This is a genomic window from Dehalogenimonas sp. NIT-SK1 (assembly GCF_055384165.1).
Window position 1 is genome coordinate 690,647 of sequence record NZ_AP042352.1, and the last position, 16,738, is coordinate 707,384.

Annotated in this window: 18 protein-coding genes; 11 read left to right on the forward strand and 7 right to left on the reverse strand. The window is 49.2% G+C overall.

Annotated features, from left to right (window positions below; all coding sequences use genetic code 11):
- Nucleotides 1-2: 2 nt before the first annotated feature.
- Genes ahbB through hemL form a run of 7 tightly spaced genes read left to right on the forward strand, consistent with a single transcriptional unit; the run spans nucleotide 3 to nucleotide 7,630 of the window.
- Nucleotides 3-980, forward strand: coding sequence for a siroheme decarboxylase subunit beta (gene ahbB / locus ACZ48S_RS03650; RefSeq protein WP_464214177.1), 978 nt, complete (start codon nucleotides 3-5; stop codon nucleotides 978-980).
- Nucleotides 977-1,618: a precorrin-2 dehydrogenase/sirohydrochlorin ferrochelatase family protein gene (locus ACZ48S_RS03655; protein WP_464214179.1), complete on the forward strand. Its 642-nt coding sequence runs from the start codon at nucleotides 977-979 to the stop codon at nucleotides 1,616-1,618. Before ahbB ends, ACZ48S_RS03655 begins: the two co-directional genes overlap by 4 nt.
- A complete protein-coding gene (gene hemA / locus ACZ48S_RS03660) occupies nucleotides 1,618-2,901 on the forward strand; it encodes a glutamyl-tRNA reductase (RefSeq protein WP_464214181.1) in 1,284 nt (427 codons plus the stop codon). The genes ACZ48S_RS03655 and hemA overlap by 1 nt, the downstream gene beginning before the upstream one ends.
- Complete coding sequence (hemC, locus tag ACZ48S_RS03665; RefSeq protein ID WP_464214183.1) at nucleotides 2,901-3,833, forward strand: hydroxymethylbilane synthase; 933 nt, start codon at nucleotides 2,901-2,903, stop codon at nucleotides 3,831-3,833. Before hemA ends, hemC begins: the two co-directional genes overlap by 1 nt.
- A complete protein-coding gene (cobA, locus tag ACZ48S_RS03670) occupies nucleotides 3,826-5,343 on the forward strand; it encodes a uroporphyrinogen-III C-methyltransferase (RefSeq protein ID WP_464214185.1) in 1,518 nt (505 codons plus the stop codon). Before hemC ends, cobA begins: the two co-directional genes overlap by 8 nt.
- The gene (gene hemB / locus ACZ48S_RS03675; protein WP_464214187.1) at nucleotides 5,340-6,326 is read left to right on the forward strand and encodes a porphobilinogen synthase; all 987 of its coding nucleotides are present in this window, start codon (nucleotides 5,340-5,342) and stop codon (nucleotides 6,324-6,326) included. Before cobA ends, hemB begins: the two co-directional genes overlap by 4 nt.
- A complete protein-coding gene (hemL, locus tag ACZ48S_RS03680; protein WP_464214189.1) occupies nucleotides 6,323-7,630 on the forward strand; it encodes a glutamate-1-semialdehyde 2,1-aminomutase in 1,308 nt (435 codons plus the stop codon). Before hemB ends, hemL begins: the two co-directional genes overlap by 4 nt.
- Before the next feature lie 70 nt (nucleotides 7,631-7,700).
- Here hemL and ACZ48S_RS03685 read toward each other — a convergent pair whose 3' ends face one another.
- Nucleotides 7,701-8,348: a protein-L-isoaspartate(D-aspartate) O-methyltransferase gene (locus ACZ48S_RS03685; protein WP_464214191.1), complete on the reverse strand. Its 648-nt coding sequence runs from the start codon at nucleotides 8,346-8,348 to the stop codon at nucleotides 7,701-7,703.
- Between the two features lie 121 nt (nucleotides 8,349-8,469).
- Between ACZ48S_RS03685 and ACZ48S_RS03690 the strand changes: the two genes are divergently transcribed.
- The 4 genes from ACZ48S_RS03690 (at nucleotide 8,470) to metF (ending at nucleotide 12,224) form a co-directional block, all read left to right on the forward strand.
- Nucleotides 8,470-8,979, forward strand: coding sequence for a nitroreductase family protein (locus ACZ48S_RS03690; RefSeq protein ID WP_464214193.1), 510 nt, complete (start codon nucleotides 8,470-8,472; stop codon nucleotides 8,977-8,979).
- 83 nt (nucleotides 8,980-9,062) lie between these two features.
- Nucleotides 9,063-9,599 carry a ferritin family protein gene (locus ACZ48S_RS03695; protein WP_464214195.1) on the forward strand — a complete coding sequence of 179 codons (537 nt, stop codon included), beginning with the start codon at nucleotides 9,063-9,065 and terminating at the stop codon, nucleotides 9,597-9,599.
- A 347-nt stretch (nucleotides 9,600-9,946) separates the two neighbouring features.
- Nucleotides 9,947-11,275, forward strand: a complete 1,329-nt coding sequence (locus ACZ48S_RS03700; protein WP_464214197.1) for a KamA family radical SAM protein — start codon at nucleotides 9,947-9,949, stop codon at nucleotides 11,273-11,275.
- A gap of 58 nt (nucleotides 11,276-11,333) precedes the next feature.
- Nucleotides 11,334-12,224 carry a methylenetetrahydrofolate reductase [NAD(P)H] gene (gene metF / locus ACZ48S_RS03705; RefSeq protein WP_464214199.1) on the forward strand — a complete coding sequence of 297 codons (891 nt, stop codon included), beginning with the start codon at nucleotides 11,334-11,336 and terminating at the stop codon, nucleotides 12,222-12,224.
- Nucleotides 12,225-12,233: 9 nt separating this feature from the next.
- Here metF and recO read toward each other — a convergent pair whose 3' ends face one another.
- From recO to dnaX, 6 genes are all read right to left on the reverse strand, one after another.
- Complete coding sequence (gene recO, locus ACZ48S_RS03710; RefSeq protein WP_464214201.1) at nucleotides 12,234-13,007, reverse strand: DNA repair protein RecO; 774 nt, start codon at nucleotides 13,005-13,007, stop codon at nucleotides 12,234-12,236.
- On the reverse strand, nucleotides 12,991-13,707 hold the full coding sequence (locus ACZ48S_RS03715) for a DNA alkylation repair protein (protein ID WP_464214203.1): 717 nt from the start codon (nucleotides 13,705-13,707) through the stop codon (nucleotides 12,991-12,993). The genes recO and ACZ48S_RS03715 overlap by 17 nt, the downstream gene beginning before the upstream one ends.
- Complete coding sequence (locus ACZ48S_RS03720; protein WP_464214205.1) at nucleotides 13,704-14,060, reverse strand: tRNA-binding protein; 357 nt, start codon at nucleotides 14,058-14,060, stop codon at nucleotides 13,704-13,706. The genes ACZ48S_RS03715 and ACZ48S_RS03720 overlap by 4 nt, the downstream gene beginning before the upstream one ends.
- Nucleotides 14,061-14,154: 94 nt before the next feature.
- Nucleotides 14,155-14,766 (reverse strand): recombination mediator RecR, encoded by a 612-nt coding sequence (gene recR, locus ACZ48S_RS03725; RefSeq protein WP_464214207.1) that lies wholly within the window; start codon nucleotides 14,764-14,766, stop codon nucleotides 14,155-14,157.
- 3 nt (nucleotides 14,767-14,769) lie between these two features.
- Nucleotides 14,770-15,075 carry a YbaB/EbfC family nucleoid-associated protein gene (locus tag ACZ48S_RS03730; protein WP_464214209.1) on the reverse strand — a complete coding sequence of 102 codons (306 nt, stop codon included), beginning with the start codon at nucleotides 15,073-15,075 and terminating at the stop codon, nucleotides 14,770-14,772.
- Nucleotides 15,057-16,730, reverse strand: a complete 1,674-nt coding sequence (dnaX, locus tag ACZ48S_RS03735; RefSeq protein WP_464214211.1) for a DNA polymerase III subunit gamma/tau — start codon at nucleotides 16,728-16,730, stop codon at nucleotides 15,057-15,059. Before dnaX ends, ACZ48S_RS03730 begins: the two co-directional genes overlap by 19 nt.
- Nucleotides 16,731-16,738: the final 8 nt, after the last annotated feature.

Sequence of the window (16,738 nt, forward strand, 5' to 3'; positions counted from 1 at the left end):
TATTGGATTTGGATACAACAGATAAACAGCTTATTGGCTTGCTACAGCGTGAGTTCCCGCTGGAAAGTGAGCCTTTTGATACTCTTGGAAGGCGCTTGGGAATCAGTGAGGAAGAGACCATAAGGCGCATACAGCGATTCAAAGATGAGGGGTTAATCCGGCAGATAGGACCGGTTTTAGAGGCTCGAAAGCTAGGCCGTCACACAATATTGGCGGCCCTGCGGGTGCCGGCGGAACATCTTGATAAAGCTGAATTGGTGATTAAAGCCCATCCAGGCATAAGTCATGCCTATCTGAGGGAACATGATTATAATGTCTGGATTACCCTTGCCGGGCACTCGGAGAATAATGTGCAGTCGGAATTGGAAAAGCTGCGGAAGGAAACCGGCGCTGACTCGGCGGTTTCTTTACCGGTAGTAAAACTGTATAAAATCGGTTTTTTTCTTGATCTGACTGAAAACGACCAACCGACTCCGGGAAACTTTGATATGGGGAACATCTACCAAATAGTGGAAACAACTTCTTTGGAAAAAAAGGTACTCAATGAAATCCAGCAGGATTTGCCGCTTATTGCCCAACCATTTAACATAATGTCCGCAAACTGCGGAATGGATGTAAACGAATTTTTAGCCTGTTGCCGGGCCTTAAAAGATAAGGGTGTTATGAGACGTTACGGGGCGGCGGTCAATCATCGCAAGGCCGGATATAAGGCAAACGCGATGACCTGCTGGACAGTAAATCCTGTAAGGATAGACGAGGCCGGGACCCGGCTGGCGGCTTGTCGGGAAGTCAGTCATTGCTACTGGCGAAGGCCCGGCGAAGACTGGAGTCATAATTTATTCGCCATGATACACGGGCAAAAAAAACAGGATTGTTTTCAGGTGGCAGAAAAAGTAACCAGTGAACTGGGCCTTGAAGAATATGAAGCCTTATTCAGTACCCGGGAAATCAAGAAAGAAAGGGTCAAATACCGGTTTTGAATCCCCAAAAGCGTTATTATCCGGCTTTTCTCAATATAACCGGGAGGAAGTGCGCCGTTATCGGCGGGGGCAGCGTGGCTTTGCGCAAAGTTGAAACATTGCTGGAATACGGGGCGGGCATAACGGTAATCAGCCCTTTTTTAGTGTCGGAATTGCAACAAATTGGTGGTGAAGGGTGGATTACTATTGTGGAGAGAGAATTCCGGGATGGTGATTTAGCCGGTTTCTTTCTGATTGTATCAGCTACGGATAAAGCTGAAGTCAACGACATGGTATACGCCGAGGCTGAACGGAGAGGGCAGTTGGTCAACGTGGTTGATGATGCCGGAAGGTCCAATTTTATCGTGCCTTCATCGCTGCAGCGCGGGGATCTGACCATCGCTGTTTCCACCGCCGGCAGGAGTCCGGCTTTAGCCCGCAGGATCCGCACTAACTTGGAAGACTATTTCGGTCCGGAATACGCTGAGCTGGTACAATTGGTAAATGATGTTCGGCAACAGTTATTGGCCGAAGGAGCTTTCGTCAGTCCAGCAAAGTGGCAGCAGGTACTGAATATTGAATATTTGAATAATTTGCTTCGGGATGGAAGAACTGAAGACGCAAAAACGATATTATTGGATAATCTCAGGGAAGGATAATGCCAAACAAGTATCACACACTCCAGATATGTTGTGTCGGAGTCAATCACAGCACTTCTTCGGTAGCTATTCGTGAAAGACTGGCTATAGGTCAATCACGGCTGAACGAAGGACTCGCGGTATTGAGGCAATATGTTGAATGCGGTGTTATTTTATCAACCTGCAATAGAACCGAAGTATATGCCACTTCTGATAAAGATGGACAGTTTCTGGAAGAATCACTGGTTAATTTCCTGAATGAATTTACCAGCGTCAGTTTCGCCGACCTGCTGCCCCATATATATTTGAAAAAAAACGCCAGCGCCTGCGGTCACCTGTTTCGGGTTGCCAGCGGTCTGGATTCAATGATTATCGGTGAGTATGAAGTGCTGGGGCAGATAAGCACCTCTCTGGAAGCAGCGGAAAAAGCGGACATGATTAATCTGCCTTTGAGAAATCTGTTCAACCAGTCATTAAGCACCGGCCGGCGGGTCCGGGAAGAAACCATGATAAGCCAAAGCGCAGTTTCCGTAAGTTCCGTAGCCGTTGAACTGGCTAAAGAAGTGCTCGGCGACTTGACCGGTCGGGTGATAGCCGTCATCGGAGCCGGGGAAGCCGGCAGATTAGTAGCCAAGGCCGCCCGAGACCGTGGCGCTTCCGGCTTGATTATCTATAACCGGTCGCGAGAGAAGGCTCATTTAATGGCTGATTCGCTTGGAGCTGACATGATTGTAGATGATATTACCGAAGCCCTTGTTGAAGGTGACGTGGCGGTAAGCTGTACGTCCGCGCCTCACCTTGTTATCAGTTCTGAGCAGGTCAGACAAGCAACTGAAATCAGGAAAGGGAGACCTTTGGTATTAATAGATATCGCCGTGCCGCGTGATATTGACCCCCAGGTTAGAACTATTGAGAATGTTGCTTTGTATAATATTGATGACCTGAATGATATATGCAGTATTAACCGAAACAAGCGTCAGAGTGAAAGCATAAAGGCTATGAACATAATCGGCGCTGAGGCTGAGAAGTTTGTTGAGTGGTGGGACACACTGGAGATTAAACCCATAGTAAGTGCCCTGATTCAGAAAGCGGAAGATATCCGCCGAAAACAATTGGAGATGACTCTCAGGAAGCTTCCCCCTATGTCTGAAAAGCAGCAGGAATGCCTGGAGTCAATGACTAAAGCTATTGTTACCAAAGTCCTGCATGATCCTATAGATTACTTGAAGGATGATGCGCAGAACAAAAAGGAATATTCACGTATGGTCAGTGAAATATTCCGTTTGGATAAGGAAAAAGTTTAATGAGCAGGATATTCAAAATCGGCTCGCGGGCCAGCCGTCTGGCGCTGGCACAGGCTGAATCGGTTAAAAAAATTTTAGAAACTGCGCATCCCGGGGAAAAGTTTGAAATTATCAAAATCAGCACCCAGGGCGACTTGAACCGTCGGGTGTCGATGGGAGAGCTACCGGGAGTTGGTTTTTTCGTTAAGGAAATTGAAGCCGCGCTTCTAACAGAAGAAATTGACATCGCCGTTCATTCGCTGAAGGATATGCCGGTGGGTATTCCCGACGCGCTGGAATTGGCTTCTGTGGTTGAAAGGGCTGATCCCAGAGATGTATTGATAACACGCGGCGAAACCCTGGCTGAGCTTCATCATGGGGCCAGAATAGGCACTGATAGTCTGAGAAGGGCATTCCAGGTTAAAGCTGTCAGGCCCGATCTGAAAGTGCAATCGATCAGGGGTAACGTTGAGACCCGAATGGATGGGGTTGCCGCCGGCAATTGTGACGGGGTGTTACTTGCTGCCGCCGGCCTGGTCAGACTTGGGCTGGAGCACCGAATTACAGAATATTTACCTCTTGATTATTTTCTGCCGCCGCCTGGACAGGCCGCTTTGGGGATTGAGATCCGGAATGATGACTCGGAATCATCCTTACTGGTAAAAACTATTGACCATTTACCGACTTACCAAGCCGTTACCGCTGAGAGGGCAATGCTGAAAAGACTGGGCGGCGGCTGCAGGGCACCGATAGCGGCTTTGGGGGAGGTTGAGTCCAACGGAACGCTGACCCTGAGAGGAATGATAGCGGACCATAATGGCCAGCGAATTATCAGGGCGGATATCAAAGGGCCGGCGGTTGACTGCGGCGAACTGGGCAAAAGCCTGGCTGAAACCCTCCTGGAAAGGGGAGCTAACCAGTTCATAGAGATGATCGGGGATAAAAATGGCTAAAGGTAAGGTGTATTTAGTAGGGGCCGGACCTGGGGATGCCGGCTTGATAACGGTTAAAGGTTGGGATTGTCTGAAGAAAGCCGATGTTGTCGTTTATGATTATCTGCTTGACGACCAGCTTTTGGAAGCGGTTCCAGAGCAATGTGAAAAAATATATGCCGGTAAGAAAGCCGGTTGCCATGCCCTTAAACAGTCGGAGATAAATCAGCTGCTGGTGGACAAAGCTCTACAGGGCAAGAATGTGGTTCGTTTGAAAGGCGGTGATCCCTTTGTGCTGGGTCGCGGCGGAGAGGAAGCCGAGGCTTTGCGTGACAACAAGCTGAATTTTGAGGTCGTGCCGGGGGTAACGTCTTCTATTGCCGCTCCGGCTTATGCCGGGATACCGGTAACACATCGGACACTGGCATCATCATTCTCGGTCATCACCGGGCATGAAGACCCTGGCAAATCTGAAAGCAGCATTGACTGGAACAGGCTGGCGAAGGCAACTGATACCCTGGTTTTCTTGATGGGTACGGCCAATTTATCCAATATTGTAGCCCGCCTGGTTGAAAATGGGCATGCACCGGAGACCCCGGCTGCTATAATCATGAACGGTACGCGTCCGGCACAAAAAGTGGTCACCGGTACATTGGTTGATATTGTTGAAATTGCCGCCGAAGCGGATATTCGCCCGCCTTCAATCACCATAGTGGGAGAGGTGGTCAGGATGCGGGCCAAGATCAACTGGTTCGATAATCGGCCACTTCATGGTAAAAAAGTGCTGGTAACCCGTTCCCGCAGTCAGGCAAGTATTATGGCTAGGCGTCTTATCGAAAGAGGGGCGATTCCGTTAGAATTGCCGGTGATTTCCATTGAATCCGGGGATGAACCGCAGATTGATAAGGCGATTTTGGACCGAGGAAAATTTGACTGGGTGGTGTTTACCAGCGTCAATGGTGTCGCGGCCTTTTTTAAACGTTTGAAAGCTAAGCATCAAGACTCACGATGGTTCGCTGGATGTCGCATCGCCGCCATCGGCCCGGCTACTGCCGAATTATTGTCGGAATATGGATTAACCGCTGATTTTCTGCCTTCTGCCTACAAAGCGGAAACGATTTTAGCCGAGTTGCGAGATGAGGAAATAAATGGAAAACGCTTCCTGCTCCCGCGAGCCGACATCGCTCCACCTCTTTTAGCCGAAGGGTTACGAAGCCGTGGAGGAGAGGTATTGGAAATAGCCGCTTACCGAACGGTTCGGGAATGCGGTACCCATTTCGAACAGGCGCGGTCGCTGGCGGAGGAAGCCGAAATTATCAGCTTCTGCTCATCTTCCACCGTGGAACATTTTTTGAAACTGGTTGATGTTTCAGCCATCCGCGACAATAAGATGATTGCCTGCATCGGACCGGTTACCGCAAAAACGGCAGAGAAATCAGGTCTAAGAGTAGATGTCGTGGCGTCGGAGCATACAGTATCCGGTCTGGTTGAAGCCATTGAGATTTTTTTTAAGGAGAGGGAAGATATATGAGTCATTTCCCCGAGCTGAGATTGAGAAGGCTGCGCCGGACTGCCGGGTTGAGAGATATTTTTAAGGAAACGGAAATAAATGCGGCAGACTTGATTTATCCCTTATTCGTTGTTGAAAGAGAAACTGAAGCTCAAATTATTTCCAGCATGCCGGGTGTCGTGAGACAGACACTCACCAGCCTGCCTCAGGAAATTGATGATATCCTTAAGCTGGGAATCAAGACCCTTATTATATTCGGTATTCCAGCCAGCAAAGACGAGGAGGGTTCCTCAGGGCTGGATCCGGAAGGTATAGTTCCCCGAACGGTTCGTCTTATAAAAGAACTTGCCCCGGATATTACGGTTATAACTGACGTCTGTTTATGTGAATATACCAGTCATGGACACTGCGGAGTCATCAGAGGCGGTGATGTTGACAATGATGTTACATTATCTCTGTTAGGCCGGATGGCAGTGGTGCATGCAGAGGCCGGGGCTGATATTATTGCGCCTTCAGATATGATGGACGGACGGGTTGGCTACATCCGCGGTGCATTGGACGAAAACGGATATACAAACACGCCGATACTGTCATATTCCGCCAAATATGCCTCCGCCTTTTACGGTCCTTTCCGAGAAGCGGCCGGTTCATGTCCGGATTTTGGCGACCGGAAAGGTTATCAGATGAACCCGGCTAACTCACGTGAGGCAATGCGGGAGATAATAACTGACATTGAGGAAGGGGCGGATGCGGTGATGATTAAACCGGCGTTGGCTTATCTGGATGTCATTCGAATGGCCAGGGAGAGATTTGACTGTCCTATTGTTGCTTATAACGTCAGCGGCGAATACGCGATGGTTAAAGCCACAGCACAGCTTGGCTGGGGTGAGGAAAAGCGGTTGGTCTTGGAAATACTGACGTCCATAAAGAGAGCGGGTGCCGATGCGGTAATAACCTATCACGCTAAGGACGCGGCTTGCTGGTTAAATGAAGGGAGAATATGAAAACATTCGAACAATCGGCTAGTTTATATACAGCTGCCCAGAAACTAATGCCCGGCGGAGTCAACAGTCCGGTGCGGGCTTTTAAATCGGTTGGAGGGCAACCGGTATTTGTCGAGCGTGGGCAAGGCGCTTATATAGTTGATGCTGATAACAACCGTTTTATTGACTATGTCGGTTCATGGGGGCCGATGATATTGGGGCATGCCTTTCCCTCAGTGGTTGCGGCAGTGACGGAGACGGCTGAAAAAGGCACCAGTTTTGGAGCGCCAAGCCGGTTGGAGATTGACCTGGCCCGCTTGATTAACAACGCCATGCCGCATATGGAGATGGTGCGCCTGGTTAATTCCGGTACTGAGGCCGTAATGAGCGCTCTGCGCCTGGCTAGGGCTTTTACCGGACGGCATAAAGTTATTAAATTTGAGGGCGGTTATCACGGACATTCCGATGGATTGTTGTCCAAGTCCGGTTCCGGTTTAGCTACCCTGGGCATACCGGATTGCCCCGGTGTTCCGGAGTCTTTTACCACGGAAACACTAAGCGCCGAATATAATAATCTTGAATCGGTTGAACTGTTATTTGATCATTATCCCGGCCAGGTCGCGGCGGTTATCTTAGAGCCGGTAGCCGCCAACATGGGTGTTGTCCCGCCTCAATCCGGTTTTCTGGAGGGACTGAGAGATATTACGCGGGAACGCGGGGCTTTGCTGGTTTTTGATGAAGTTATCTCCGGTTTTCGCGTGGCCTATGGCGGTGCGGCGGAAAAATACGGTGTTATACCCGACATGACGACACTGGGAAAGATAATCGGCGGTGGACTACCGGTCGGGGCTTACGGTGGACGCGAGGATGTAATGCGACTGGTAGCTCCGTCAGGACCCGTTTACCAGGCCGGGACACTCTCCGGCAATCCCTTGGCTATGGCGGCAGGGCTTGCTACCCTGAAAGAATTAAGTTCTCCCGGATTATATCAGGCACTGGAAGGGAAGGCCGCCATGCTGGAAGCTGGGATTTTGGAAGCTGTTGATGAGTCAGGGCTTCCGGCATCTTTAAACCGAGTTGGGAGCCTGATGACCGTTTTCTTTTCATCCGCGGGTGTCTCTAACTATGCTACGGCAAAGAATTCAGATACTGATGTCTTCAGCAGCTTTCACCAAGATTTGATACGAGAAAGTATCTACTGGCCTCCTTCGCAATTCGAGGCTGCTTTCGTATCAACAGCGCACAGTTCGGCTGATATTGAAACCACCATGCGAGTGTTTAAGAAGGTGTTTAAGAAGATGATGCGGTCAGGCGGGAAATTATAAACAGTCTTATTCAGAATTGAAAAATTGAATAGAGCGCGGCCCTTTCGTCCTCGTGGGATGGGCGTGATTATTATTGGTTCTGCCAGGTGGTTTTGCTTATGAGCGGCACAAAACGGCAACCGCCCAGTTTTTCGAGAGTATAATCTTTTAGCCTCCTGGTAACCCTGTAAAGTTCCTGTTCGTGGAGAGACCCGACGGGAATAACCATTTTGCCGTTGATTTTTAATTGCTCTAACAGTTCTGCCGGAATTTCCGGAGCCCCCGCAGTGACCATGATGGCGTCATAGGGTGCCTGAGGCGGCCACCCCAGGCTTTCCCGGGTAATGTGAAACTCAATATTGGAGTATCCCAGCTGCTCCAGGACCAGCGTTGCCCGCTCGGATAACTGCGGTATCCGTTCCGTAGTAATTATCCATTCAGCCATTTCGGCCATAACAGCGGTTTGGTAACCGCTGCCTGTGCCGACTTCCAGTATTTTTTGCCCCGGTTTTATTTCCAGAGCCTGCGTCATCCGGGCTACAATGGACGGCTGTGAAATGGTTTGGTTGTGGCCGATGGCCAGTGGTCTGTTATCATAAGCCTGGTGGAGATTTTCCGACGGGACAAAAGCTTCGCGTGGGACTCTGGAGATAGCTTCGATAACCGAGTGGTCGTCAATTTCACGGCGAAGCAGAGCCAGCAGCTCTGCCCTTTTTAATAATAAATTGGTATCGTTCATCTTAAATATCCGTGTCAGTTAACTTTACTCCCATTCCGCTCACGCGGGCAAATAATAATTTTAGGCATTGGTGTAGTATAATATCCACTGAAAATATTCTTCAATAATGAAAAGGAGGCTTATGAAGCTCATTGATTCTTTCAGCCAAAGATACAGCGTCAGGGCGTATAAGCCTGTTCCAGTAGAAGAAACTAAACTGAAGGCCGTGCTGGAAGCGATGCGGCTGGCGCCCACGGCCTGTAATTTACAGCCATTTCAATTTATTGTGATACATACTAACGGGCGGGAGGATGAACTTCGCCGCATATACCGACCCTCCTGGTTCGTGCAGGCGCCGCTGATAATAGGTGTTTGTGCCCAGGATGATAAAGCCTGGTCTCGTCGTGACGGCAAGAATTACGCTGATATTGACGCGGCTATTGCCATGGATCATCTTATTCTGGCCGCGACGGAAATGGACCTCGGTACTTGCTGGGTGGCGGACTTTGACCCTTCCGCGGCCAAAACCGTACTGGAGCTGCCGGAAAACGTGGAACCGGTCGCCTTTACTCCTTTAGGTTACTCGGCTGATACACCTAAAGGAAAAAAACGAAAAACCCTAGCGGAACTGGTTAGATATGAAAAATGGTAAAATTGAGATAAAGCGGTAATCAGTTATCTCCGTGATTTGGAGTGGAGTTCCATTTCGATGATTATCCGACAAGGAGGGAAAATATGCGATTGACTGATGAACAAAAGGTGATGCTGCAAGCTGTCAGCACCGCCATTGAAATAGAGACGGACGGCAGAGAATGCTATATGGCTGCTGCCAAGGAGAGCAACAACCAAGCCGGTCGAAATTTGCTACTTTCACTGGCTGAAGAAGAAGAGCAGCACCGAGCCGAATTTGAAAAAATATATGATGCTGTTTCTAAAGAAAAAGGTTGGCCGGATATTGAACCGGTTTTGGGCAATAGCCGAAAAATTAAAGACACCCTGGTTAGAACCTGCCGGGCAATGGGCGCTGACATCAGCGGCAATGAGACTGAAATTGAGTTGATAAAAGAGGCTATTGAAAAAGAAAAAAAGAGCTATGAATTTTATAAAGAGCGGGCGGAGCAAGCTTCTTATGAGAGTGAGAAGAACTTTTATTCCGCGGTAGCTAATGAGGAATGGGATCATGCCCTGACTCTCTCTGATTACTATGATTATTTATTTGACCCGGCTAGCTGGTTTTTGAATATTGAACACCCCTCGCTTGATGGCGGATAGAAATACCAAGAAGCAATGGACACGGTTATATTGATAAGCAGATTGGTTGCTGGTATCCCCGTAAATGGGATGCTATAATATGGCGCTTAAAGGCGGCGTATCAAAGCCGATTAATATGTAATTATTTAATTCAGTTGTTCTCAAGCAGGATATGCATCGAGCCTGTTTGTAAATATATTTTTCAAATAAGGTGCCGAAAACGCTTTAACTGAGACTGGACCTGGCAGACATTCCATAATCGTTTACTGAAAATTATGCTTGATTTTTCAGTCGGATGATATTCCCAACACGCTTTTTTCCGGTGTTATACACGTAGATGCCGATTGAAATGAGCAAGGAGATTTAAAGTGCACTACAAACCTTATTCACTGCATAATTTGGATACCTTACCGCAGCTGAAGTATCTGCGTAATGAGCAAAAACGGGATATAGAAATTGTTGGTTCTGTACTGCCTTTTCGGACCAACAATTATGTTACCGAACAGCTGATTGATTGGTCAGCAGTGCCGAATGACCCCATGTATATAACTACCTTTCCACAGAAAGAAATGCTGCAGCCTTCGGACTATGAATGCATAGGGAATTTATTCAAAAGAGAAGCCTGCAAGCAGGAGATTGATGCCGCCGCTGATGAAATAAGAAAGCGGCTGAATCCTCATCCTTCCGGCCAGATGGAACATAATGTACCGGTTCACCAGGGAGAAAAGCTGTATGGGATTCAGCATAAATACCGGGAAACGGTGTTGTTTTTTCCTGGACAGGGACAGACCTGCCATGCGTTCTGCACTTTTTGTTTCCGTTGGCCGCAATTTACCGGAATGGAAGAATTGAAGATAGCCACCCGGGAAATTGACCTGTTAAAAGAGTATCTACTGGCGCATCCGGAAGTGACCGATGTGCTGTTCACCGGAGGGGATCCCATGGTGATCAAGTCCAAGATACTGGCCAGGTACATTGAACCCCTTTTGACCGATGAGTTGCCTAATCTGAAAACCATTCGGATCGGCACTAAAGCATTATCATACTGGCCCTACCGTTTTGTGACTGATGATGACGCGGAAGAACTATTAGATATATTCAAAAAAGTCAGGGATTCGGGCAGACATCTGGCCTTTATGGCTCAGTTCAATCATCCGGTGGAACTGAAGACGGATATTGTAAAAGATGCTATCGCTAGAATACAGGATACCGGGGCGATAATCAGGACACAATCTCCGTTATTGAGGCATATAAATGACGCACCGGAAATCTGGGCCGAAATGTGGCGCCGCCAGGTCGATCTGAACTGCATACCATATTACATGTTTGTAGCCCGTGATACCGGCGCCCATCATTATTTTTCCGTACCGCTGATGAAAGCATGGGAAATATACCAAAAGGCTTTTCAATCAGTCAGCGGTGTATGCCGAATGGTGGGCGGACCCAGCATGTCCTGTCTGCCGGGGAAGGTACAGATCCTGGGCCCCGGAGATATGCAAGGAGAAAAAGTCATGGTGCTCCGTATGATCCAAGGCAGGAACCCAGACTGGGTCGGCAGACCTTTTTTTGCCGAATATAATGAAGACGCTACCTGGTATAATGAATTGATACCGGCCTTTGGTGAGCAGGAGTTCTTTTTTGAAAACGAGCTGCGGAATCTGCTTATACCGGGCGAAACCGAGGTTTTTTATGAGTAGCGTTGTTTATCTGACTGGCTATATAGACCAGGGTGAATAAACGCTTGGTGAGGCTTGTATGAATGTTAAGGATATATACGGCAAAGGACAGATAGTTTTCAGTTTTGAACTGTTTCCGCCCAAGACAGAAGAAGCATCACGAAAGCTTTTCACTACCATCAAAGAGCTTATTCCGCTGGAACTGGCCTGTGTCAGTGTAACTTACGGTGCCGGTGGTTCAACCCGGGAATTGACTCATGACTTGCTGGTGCGAATTCAGCAGGAAACCGGACTGACGGTTATCTCACATCTGACCTGTGTCGGTTCCACCCGGAGTGAGATTAACCGTATTCTGAAAAGATATGAAGCCAGCGGCATAGAGAACATCCTGGCTTTACGCGGTGACCCACCCAAAGGGCAGGCTAATTTTGTTCCCGCGGTCAATGGTTTCAGTTACGCGGTTGAACTTGTGGAGTATATCAAGAAGAACTTTCCCGATATGGGAGTCGGTGTAGCCGGATATCCGGAAGGCCATCCGCAGACGCCCAATCGGCTGACTGAGATGGATTATTTGAAGGCCAAGGTTGATGCCGGTGCTGATTATATCTGTACCCAATTATTTTTTGACAACCGGGATTTTTATGATTTTTGCGAACGCTGCCATTTAGCGGGCATTGATGTTCCTATTGTAGCCGGTATTGCGCCGCTGACTTCAGTTAGGCAGATGAAAAAAATGGCCGAATTGGCCGCCGGCACCCGTTTCCCGGCAAGTCTGCTCAAGGCGGTAAGCCGGGCTGAGGACGATGAAGGCGTCCGGGAAGTGGGTGTTCACTGGGCTACGGAGCAGGTTCGAGATCTTGTCGACCATGGTGTTGACGGCATACATTTTTATACGCTGAATAATGCGGATGCTACGCTGCAGATCTACAAGGCGCTGGGTGTTACCAGTTCCAGAAGGCTCTGCCAGTAACGTGAACCTTCAGTTGGTTTCCGCCGGCAGCGTTATCTCTACCTGGTTAAGCCATGCGCTGCTTCTGATATCTTTTTCCAGCAGGAAGCGCATGTAGTGGAAGAGTAGCTGCCTGATTTCCCGGTTAAGTGTCTGGTCCAGTTTCAGTCTTCCCGTAGCGCTGAAGCGGCTGGATGACAAAAAACGCATTACTTTTAGTGCGTTAACTGAAAGCGGATACACTCCGCTCCCTGAAGCGCACTGCGAACACAGGGTGCCGCCCATACTGAGGCAGAAATGGTTGGTAACAGCCCTTAGTTCTGAATTGCAGTTGATGCATGTATGCAGCTGCGGCTGGTAGCCCAAAGCCTTCAAGAGGCGTATTTCAAAATAACGGGACAATAATTCCAGATCCTCGGTTTTATCCGCCTCGGCCAGGCTTTCCGTCAGCAAATCAAAAATTTGCGTATTTGCCTGCTCTTCCGCGGTGAACAGATAAACCAGTTCGGAAAAATAAAGGGCATATGAAGTGCGTTCCAGGGATTCACGGATACCCAGGTAAGGATTAATTGTCTGGCTGCCGATGATAGTATGCATGCCTTTGCCGCGAGCCATAGTCAGGTTGGTATAGTTCAGTATTTCCAGGTGACCGGCCAGTTTGCTGCTTGATTTGCGTACCCCCTTAGCTACCGCGGCTACCTTACCCATCTCCTGGGTAAACAAGGTAATAACCCGGTCTGCGTCTTTCAAGCGCGCCCGGCGGATGACAAAAGCTGGTGTTTTTATTTCACGGGCGGAAGGCATGCGTAATTTCCCGGGTTTTAGTTCGGTGCAGCCGTTCAATAACCATCGGGTTTTTGAGTTCCCTCAGAGCATCGGCGGCTATCCACCTGGCCGCCGGATGGGATAGGGCGCTGATTTCCCCGGCGGTGTTTATGGCCAGACTGTGCAAATAGGTTGATTTTTTACCGATTTGTCTCAAAGCCCAGTTGACTGCCTTTTTAACAAAATTGCGTCCGTCTGTCGAACCGCGGATAATCTCCGGCAGTAATTCCGCCAATTTATGCTCCGGAATATCTTTTTTGCCCACAGCCAGACGAGCCATTAATACAAATCCAGCGCGTTTCACAAATTCTTCATCGCGGCAGCTCCATTCCAAGGCCTTATCATAAGCAAAAGATGTTTTTTCCCACAGGTTGGAGCATACCTGATCGCAGATGTCCCACGAGTCAAAATCCGTTGTCCATCTGTCCATTTGCGATTGAGTAACCCGCCTGGGGTCGTCTATAAGGCAGGCCAAGATCCGGGCTTCATGTATACCGCTCTTCCATAATTCATGTGCCAGCCCGTGCTTTTTACGGTGGGCTTTGGCCATTTGCCGCAGAACCGGCATTGAAATACCCAACGTGTTTACGGTGTTGATACCGAATCTTGCCATGCCGGCTACATTGGAATCATTACCAAGGCTTTTTAAATCCTTTATGATCGAGTCGCGTTCGCTCATAGCATTCTGGCTCCAGGGTCAGCTGTCTGGTCAGGGGTAACCAGTATCACATCATTTTTACCGTTAACAACGCCGAGAACCAATACCTCTGATATAAAATCCGCTATTTGTCGGGGCGGGAGATTGACTACCGCCAGAAGTTGACGTCCGACCAGGTCCTGGTGTTTATAACGTCGCGTTATTTGAGCGCTGGACTGTTTGATCCCCAGCGTGCCCAGGTCCAGCCAGAGTTTTATGGCTGGTTTATGGGCTTGAGGAAAAGACTCCGCCCTGATTACACGACCTGCCCGAATATCGATTTTGTTAAAATCATCGTAGGTGATGGGGTTTGTGACATCATTGTTGTAGGTCATATCAGCTGATTGCCTGTTCAGATTAGCTGTTTAGAACCCTGGACTGGAGCGGGCTTATAAGGCGATTCCTCCGTCCGGGCGTCTTCATGGGTTATTAAAATTCCTCCCGATGTTCCATTGCCCTGGAAAGGGTGACGTCATCTGCATATTCAATTTCGCTGCCGAAAGGCAGGCCACGTGCCAGGCGGGTAATTTTGACGCCCAGTGGCTTTATCAGACGCTGCAGGTACATAGCCGTTGTTTCCCCTTCCACATTGGCATTGGTAGCCAGCACCACTTCATTCACCAGGCCGTCTTCCAGGCGAGTCATCAATTCAGCGACGCGTATATCATCAGTGCCGATCCCTTCTCCCGGCGATATGGCGCCATGAAGAACGTGATAGGACCCGGTAAAAATTCCGGTATGTTCGATGGTCAACATATCCTGAGGTTGTTCAACTACACAGATACGGCTTTGATCTCTCTCGGGATTACCGCATATCGCGCATGTATCTCCATCGGCAATATTCCAGCATACGCGGCACAGATGGGTTTTTTCTTTTACCCCGATCAACGCTTCAGCCAGGTCCTTTACCTGGGCTTCGCTGGCTTTCAAAATATGGTATGAAAGCCTTTGAGCACTTTTAGGGCCGATACCCGGCAAACGACCCAAGACCTCGGTGAGGCGGTTGACCGCCGCGGCGGTGGATTTTGGGGCTTCTTTCATAGTCTAAGTTAAACCGGGAAAATTCATGTCGCCGCCGCCCATCATACCGGCCATCTGTTTGCTGGCGGTTTTTTTAGCTTTTTCCGCAGCCTCATTGATAGCCTTGATGATATTGTCCTCGAGTTGCCGTGTTTTTTCCGGTTTCATGGCATCAGGATCAATAGTGATAGAAAGTATCTTCTGCTGGCCGTTGGCGGTTACTTTAACCGGCCCTTTCTCCGCCTCGACGATGATCTTGTCCAGTTCTTTCTGGATTTTGGACAGCTGTGATTTCATTTCCATAGCCTGTTTCATTTTTGAGAAGTCCATTTATCCTCCACATTTATTATCTCAGCGCCGTGCTTCTGCGCTTCTTTTACTAGATGATTGCTGGGTTGTTCATAAATACAGCTGACCTGGCATGGCGTACCCAGGCAGGCTGTCAGGATTTCCGTGGTAACCCTTTTATTGTCGGGTTCGTTTATCTTGTTCATATGGATTGGGAATTTGAATGAAAGGGTCAACACTCCGTTTTCAAAAGCTACCGGTCTTACCCCGGCGCTACGCAGTATTGCCAGTGCCGGGGATCGCCGCAACTGCGGCGGTGAGCCGCTCAGTATCTGTGGCCAGCAGTCAACCAGCTGTTCCAGGTTTTCCACTGGCCCATCGGTGGTCATTTTTTCATCCGCGCCCCGCCCGGTTTCCGGCGGCGATACAGCTGTCTTTTCCCGGGGTGCCGCCTGCGGCGCTTCGGTAACTGGTTCGGGCTTATTCACCGATTCAACCTGGACATGAGGTTGAAGCCGGGATGGTTTGCCGACTTTATTGCCGGCTGGTTTTCCGGAGGCCGAATCAACGCTGGGTGAGTGGCGAGGAGTGAAATCCCGCGGCTGAGACGGCGTTGACAGCGGTTTTATTGTAGTGTTAATAAAAGCCATTTCCATAGCCAGCGGACTGCTCATGTCGGTATTGCTCAGTAAGTCGGTAAAATTCTTCAGCGCCCCAAGGATATACTCTGTGGTAGTGCTGGCGGCTGATGTTTCAGCTTCAGCCAGTTCCTCAGTTGTCAGTCCCAGTGAGCTGATGGACCCTGCTTTAACCATCAGCAATTGCCGTAGCTTTTCAATTAATTCCCGGTTGAACTGCTTGAGGTCAACGCCGTCAGCGGCCACTTCGGAAAGCAATTTCATGCCGGCTGTGGTATCTGCTCCTGTAATATACTTAACCAACAGGGCAGACCTGTCGTCTCCGGTAAGCCCCAGGCTTTCCCGAACTTGTTTCAGGTTTATACGGCCATCATATACGGTAGCTACCTGCTGCAGCAGATTTTCGGCATCCCGCAAACTGCCGCCGGAGGAACGAGCCAGCAGGGTAATACCGTCGCTGTCTATGGTAACACCCTCGGCCTTGGCGATATCCGAAAGCTTATCAGCGATATCAGCGGTTGAAAGGCGGCGAAAATCAAAACGCTGGCAACGCGACATAATGGTGGGCAGTATCTTGTGCAGCTCTGTGGTAGCCAGTATGAATATTACTTGCGGGGGCGGTTCTTCAAGCGTTTTCAGCAGGGCATTGGAAGCGCTGGTGGAAAGCATGTGGACTTCATCAATGATGTAGATTTTAAAGCGGGCTTGGGCCGGCGAGTAATTTACCCGTTCCTTGAGATCCCGGATATCATCAACGCCGGTATTGGAGGCGGCGTCTATTTCAATAACATCCATTGCCCCGTTTTCAGTTATAGCCCGGCACATCTCACAGGTATTGCAGGGTTCACCGGTGCCATTATTGTTCAGGCAGTTGATGGCTTTGGCTAAAATTCGTCCGGTGGATGTTTTGCCGGTACCACGCGGGCCGCAAAACAGATACGCCTGAGCCACCCGTTGCTGCCGAAGAGCCGACAGCAGGGTGTCAGTTATTGGTTTCTGGCCGACCACCTCCGCGAGGCTTTGAGGCCGCCATTTGCGATAATATACCTGACAAGACATAAGCACTG

What these genes read in the sequence shown, in the direction of transcription:
- metF (WP_464214199.1), top strand. Translation starts at nt 11,334, where the DNA reads ATGAATGTTAAGGATATATACGGCAAAGGACAGATAGTTTTCAGTTTT.
- dnaX (WP_464214211.1), bottom strand. Translation starts at nt 16,730, where the DNA reads ATGTCTTGTCAGGTATATTATCGCAAATGGCGGCCTCAAAGCCTCGCG.
- hemL (WP_464214189.1), top strand. Translation starts at nt 6,323, where the DNA reads ATGAAAACATTCGAACAATCGGCTAGTTTATATACAGCTGCCCAGAAA.
- ACZ48S_RS03690 (WP_464214193.1), top strand. Translation starts at nt 8,470, where the DNA reads ATGAAGCTCATTGATTCTTTCAGCCAAAGATACAGCGTCAGGGCGTAT.
- cobA (WP_464214185.1), top strand. Translation starts at nt 3,826, where the DNA reads ATGGCTAAAGGTAAGGTGTATTTAGTAGGGGCCGGACCTGGGGATGCC.
- hemB (WP_464214187.1), top strand. Translation starts at nt 5,340, where the DNA reads ATGAGTCATTTCCCCGAGCTGAGATTGAGAAGGCTGCGCCGGACTGCC.
- ACZ48S_RS03715 (WP_464214203.1), bottom strand. Translation starts at nt 13,707, where the DNA reads ATGAGCGAACGCGACTCGATCATAAAGGATTTAAAAAGCCTTGGTAAT.
- ACZ48S_RS03695 (WP_464214195.1), top strand. Translation starts at nt 9,063, where the DNA reads ATGCGATTGACTGATGAACAAAAGGTGATGCTGCAAGCTGTCAGCACC.
- ACZ48S_RS03720 (WP_464214205.1), bottom strand. Translation starts at nt 14,060, where the DNA reads ATGACCTACAACAATGATGTCACAAACCCCATCACCTACGATGATTTT.
- hemA (WP_464214181.1), top strand. Translation starts at nt 1,618, where the DNA reads ATGCCAAACAAGTATCACACACTCCAGATATGTTGTGTCGGAGTCAAT.
- ACZ48S_RS03685 (WP_464214191.1), bottom strand. Translation starts at nt 8,348, where the DNA reads ATGAACGATACCAATTTATTATTAAAAAGGGCAGAGCTGCTGGCTCTG.
- hemC (WP_464214183.1), top strand. Translation starts at nt 2,901, where the DNA reads ATGAGCAGGATATTCAAAATCGGCTCGCGGGCCAGCCGTCTGGCGCTG.
- ACZ48S_RS03730 (WP_464214209.1), bottom strand. Translation starts at nt 15,075, where the DNA reads ATGGACTTCTCAAAAATGAAACAGGCTATGGAAATGAAATCACAGCTG.
- recR (WP_464214207.1), bottom strand. Translation starts at nt 14,766, where the DNA reads ATGAAAGAAGCCCCAAAATCCACCGCCGCGGCGGTCAACCGCCTCACC.
- recO (WP_464214201.1), bottom strand. Translation starts at nt 13,007, where the DNA reads ATGCCTTCCGCCCGTGAAATAAAAACACCAGCTTTTGTCATCCGCCGG.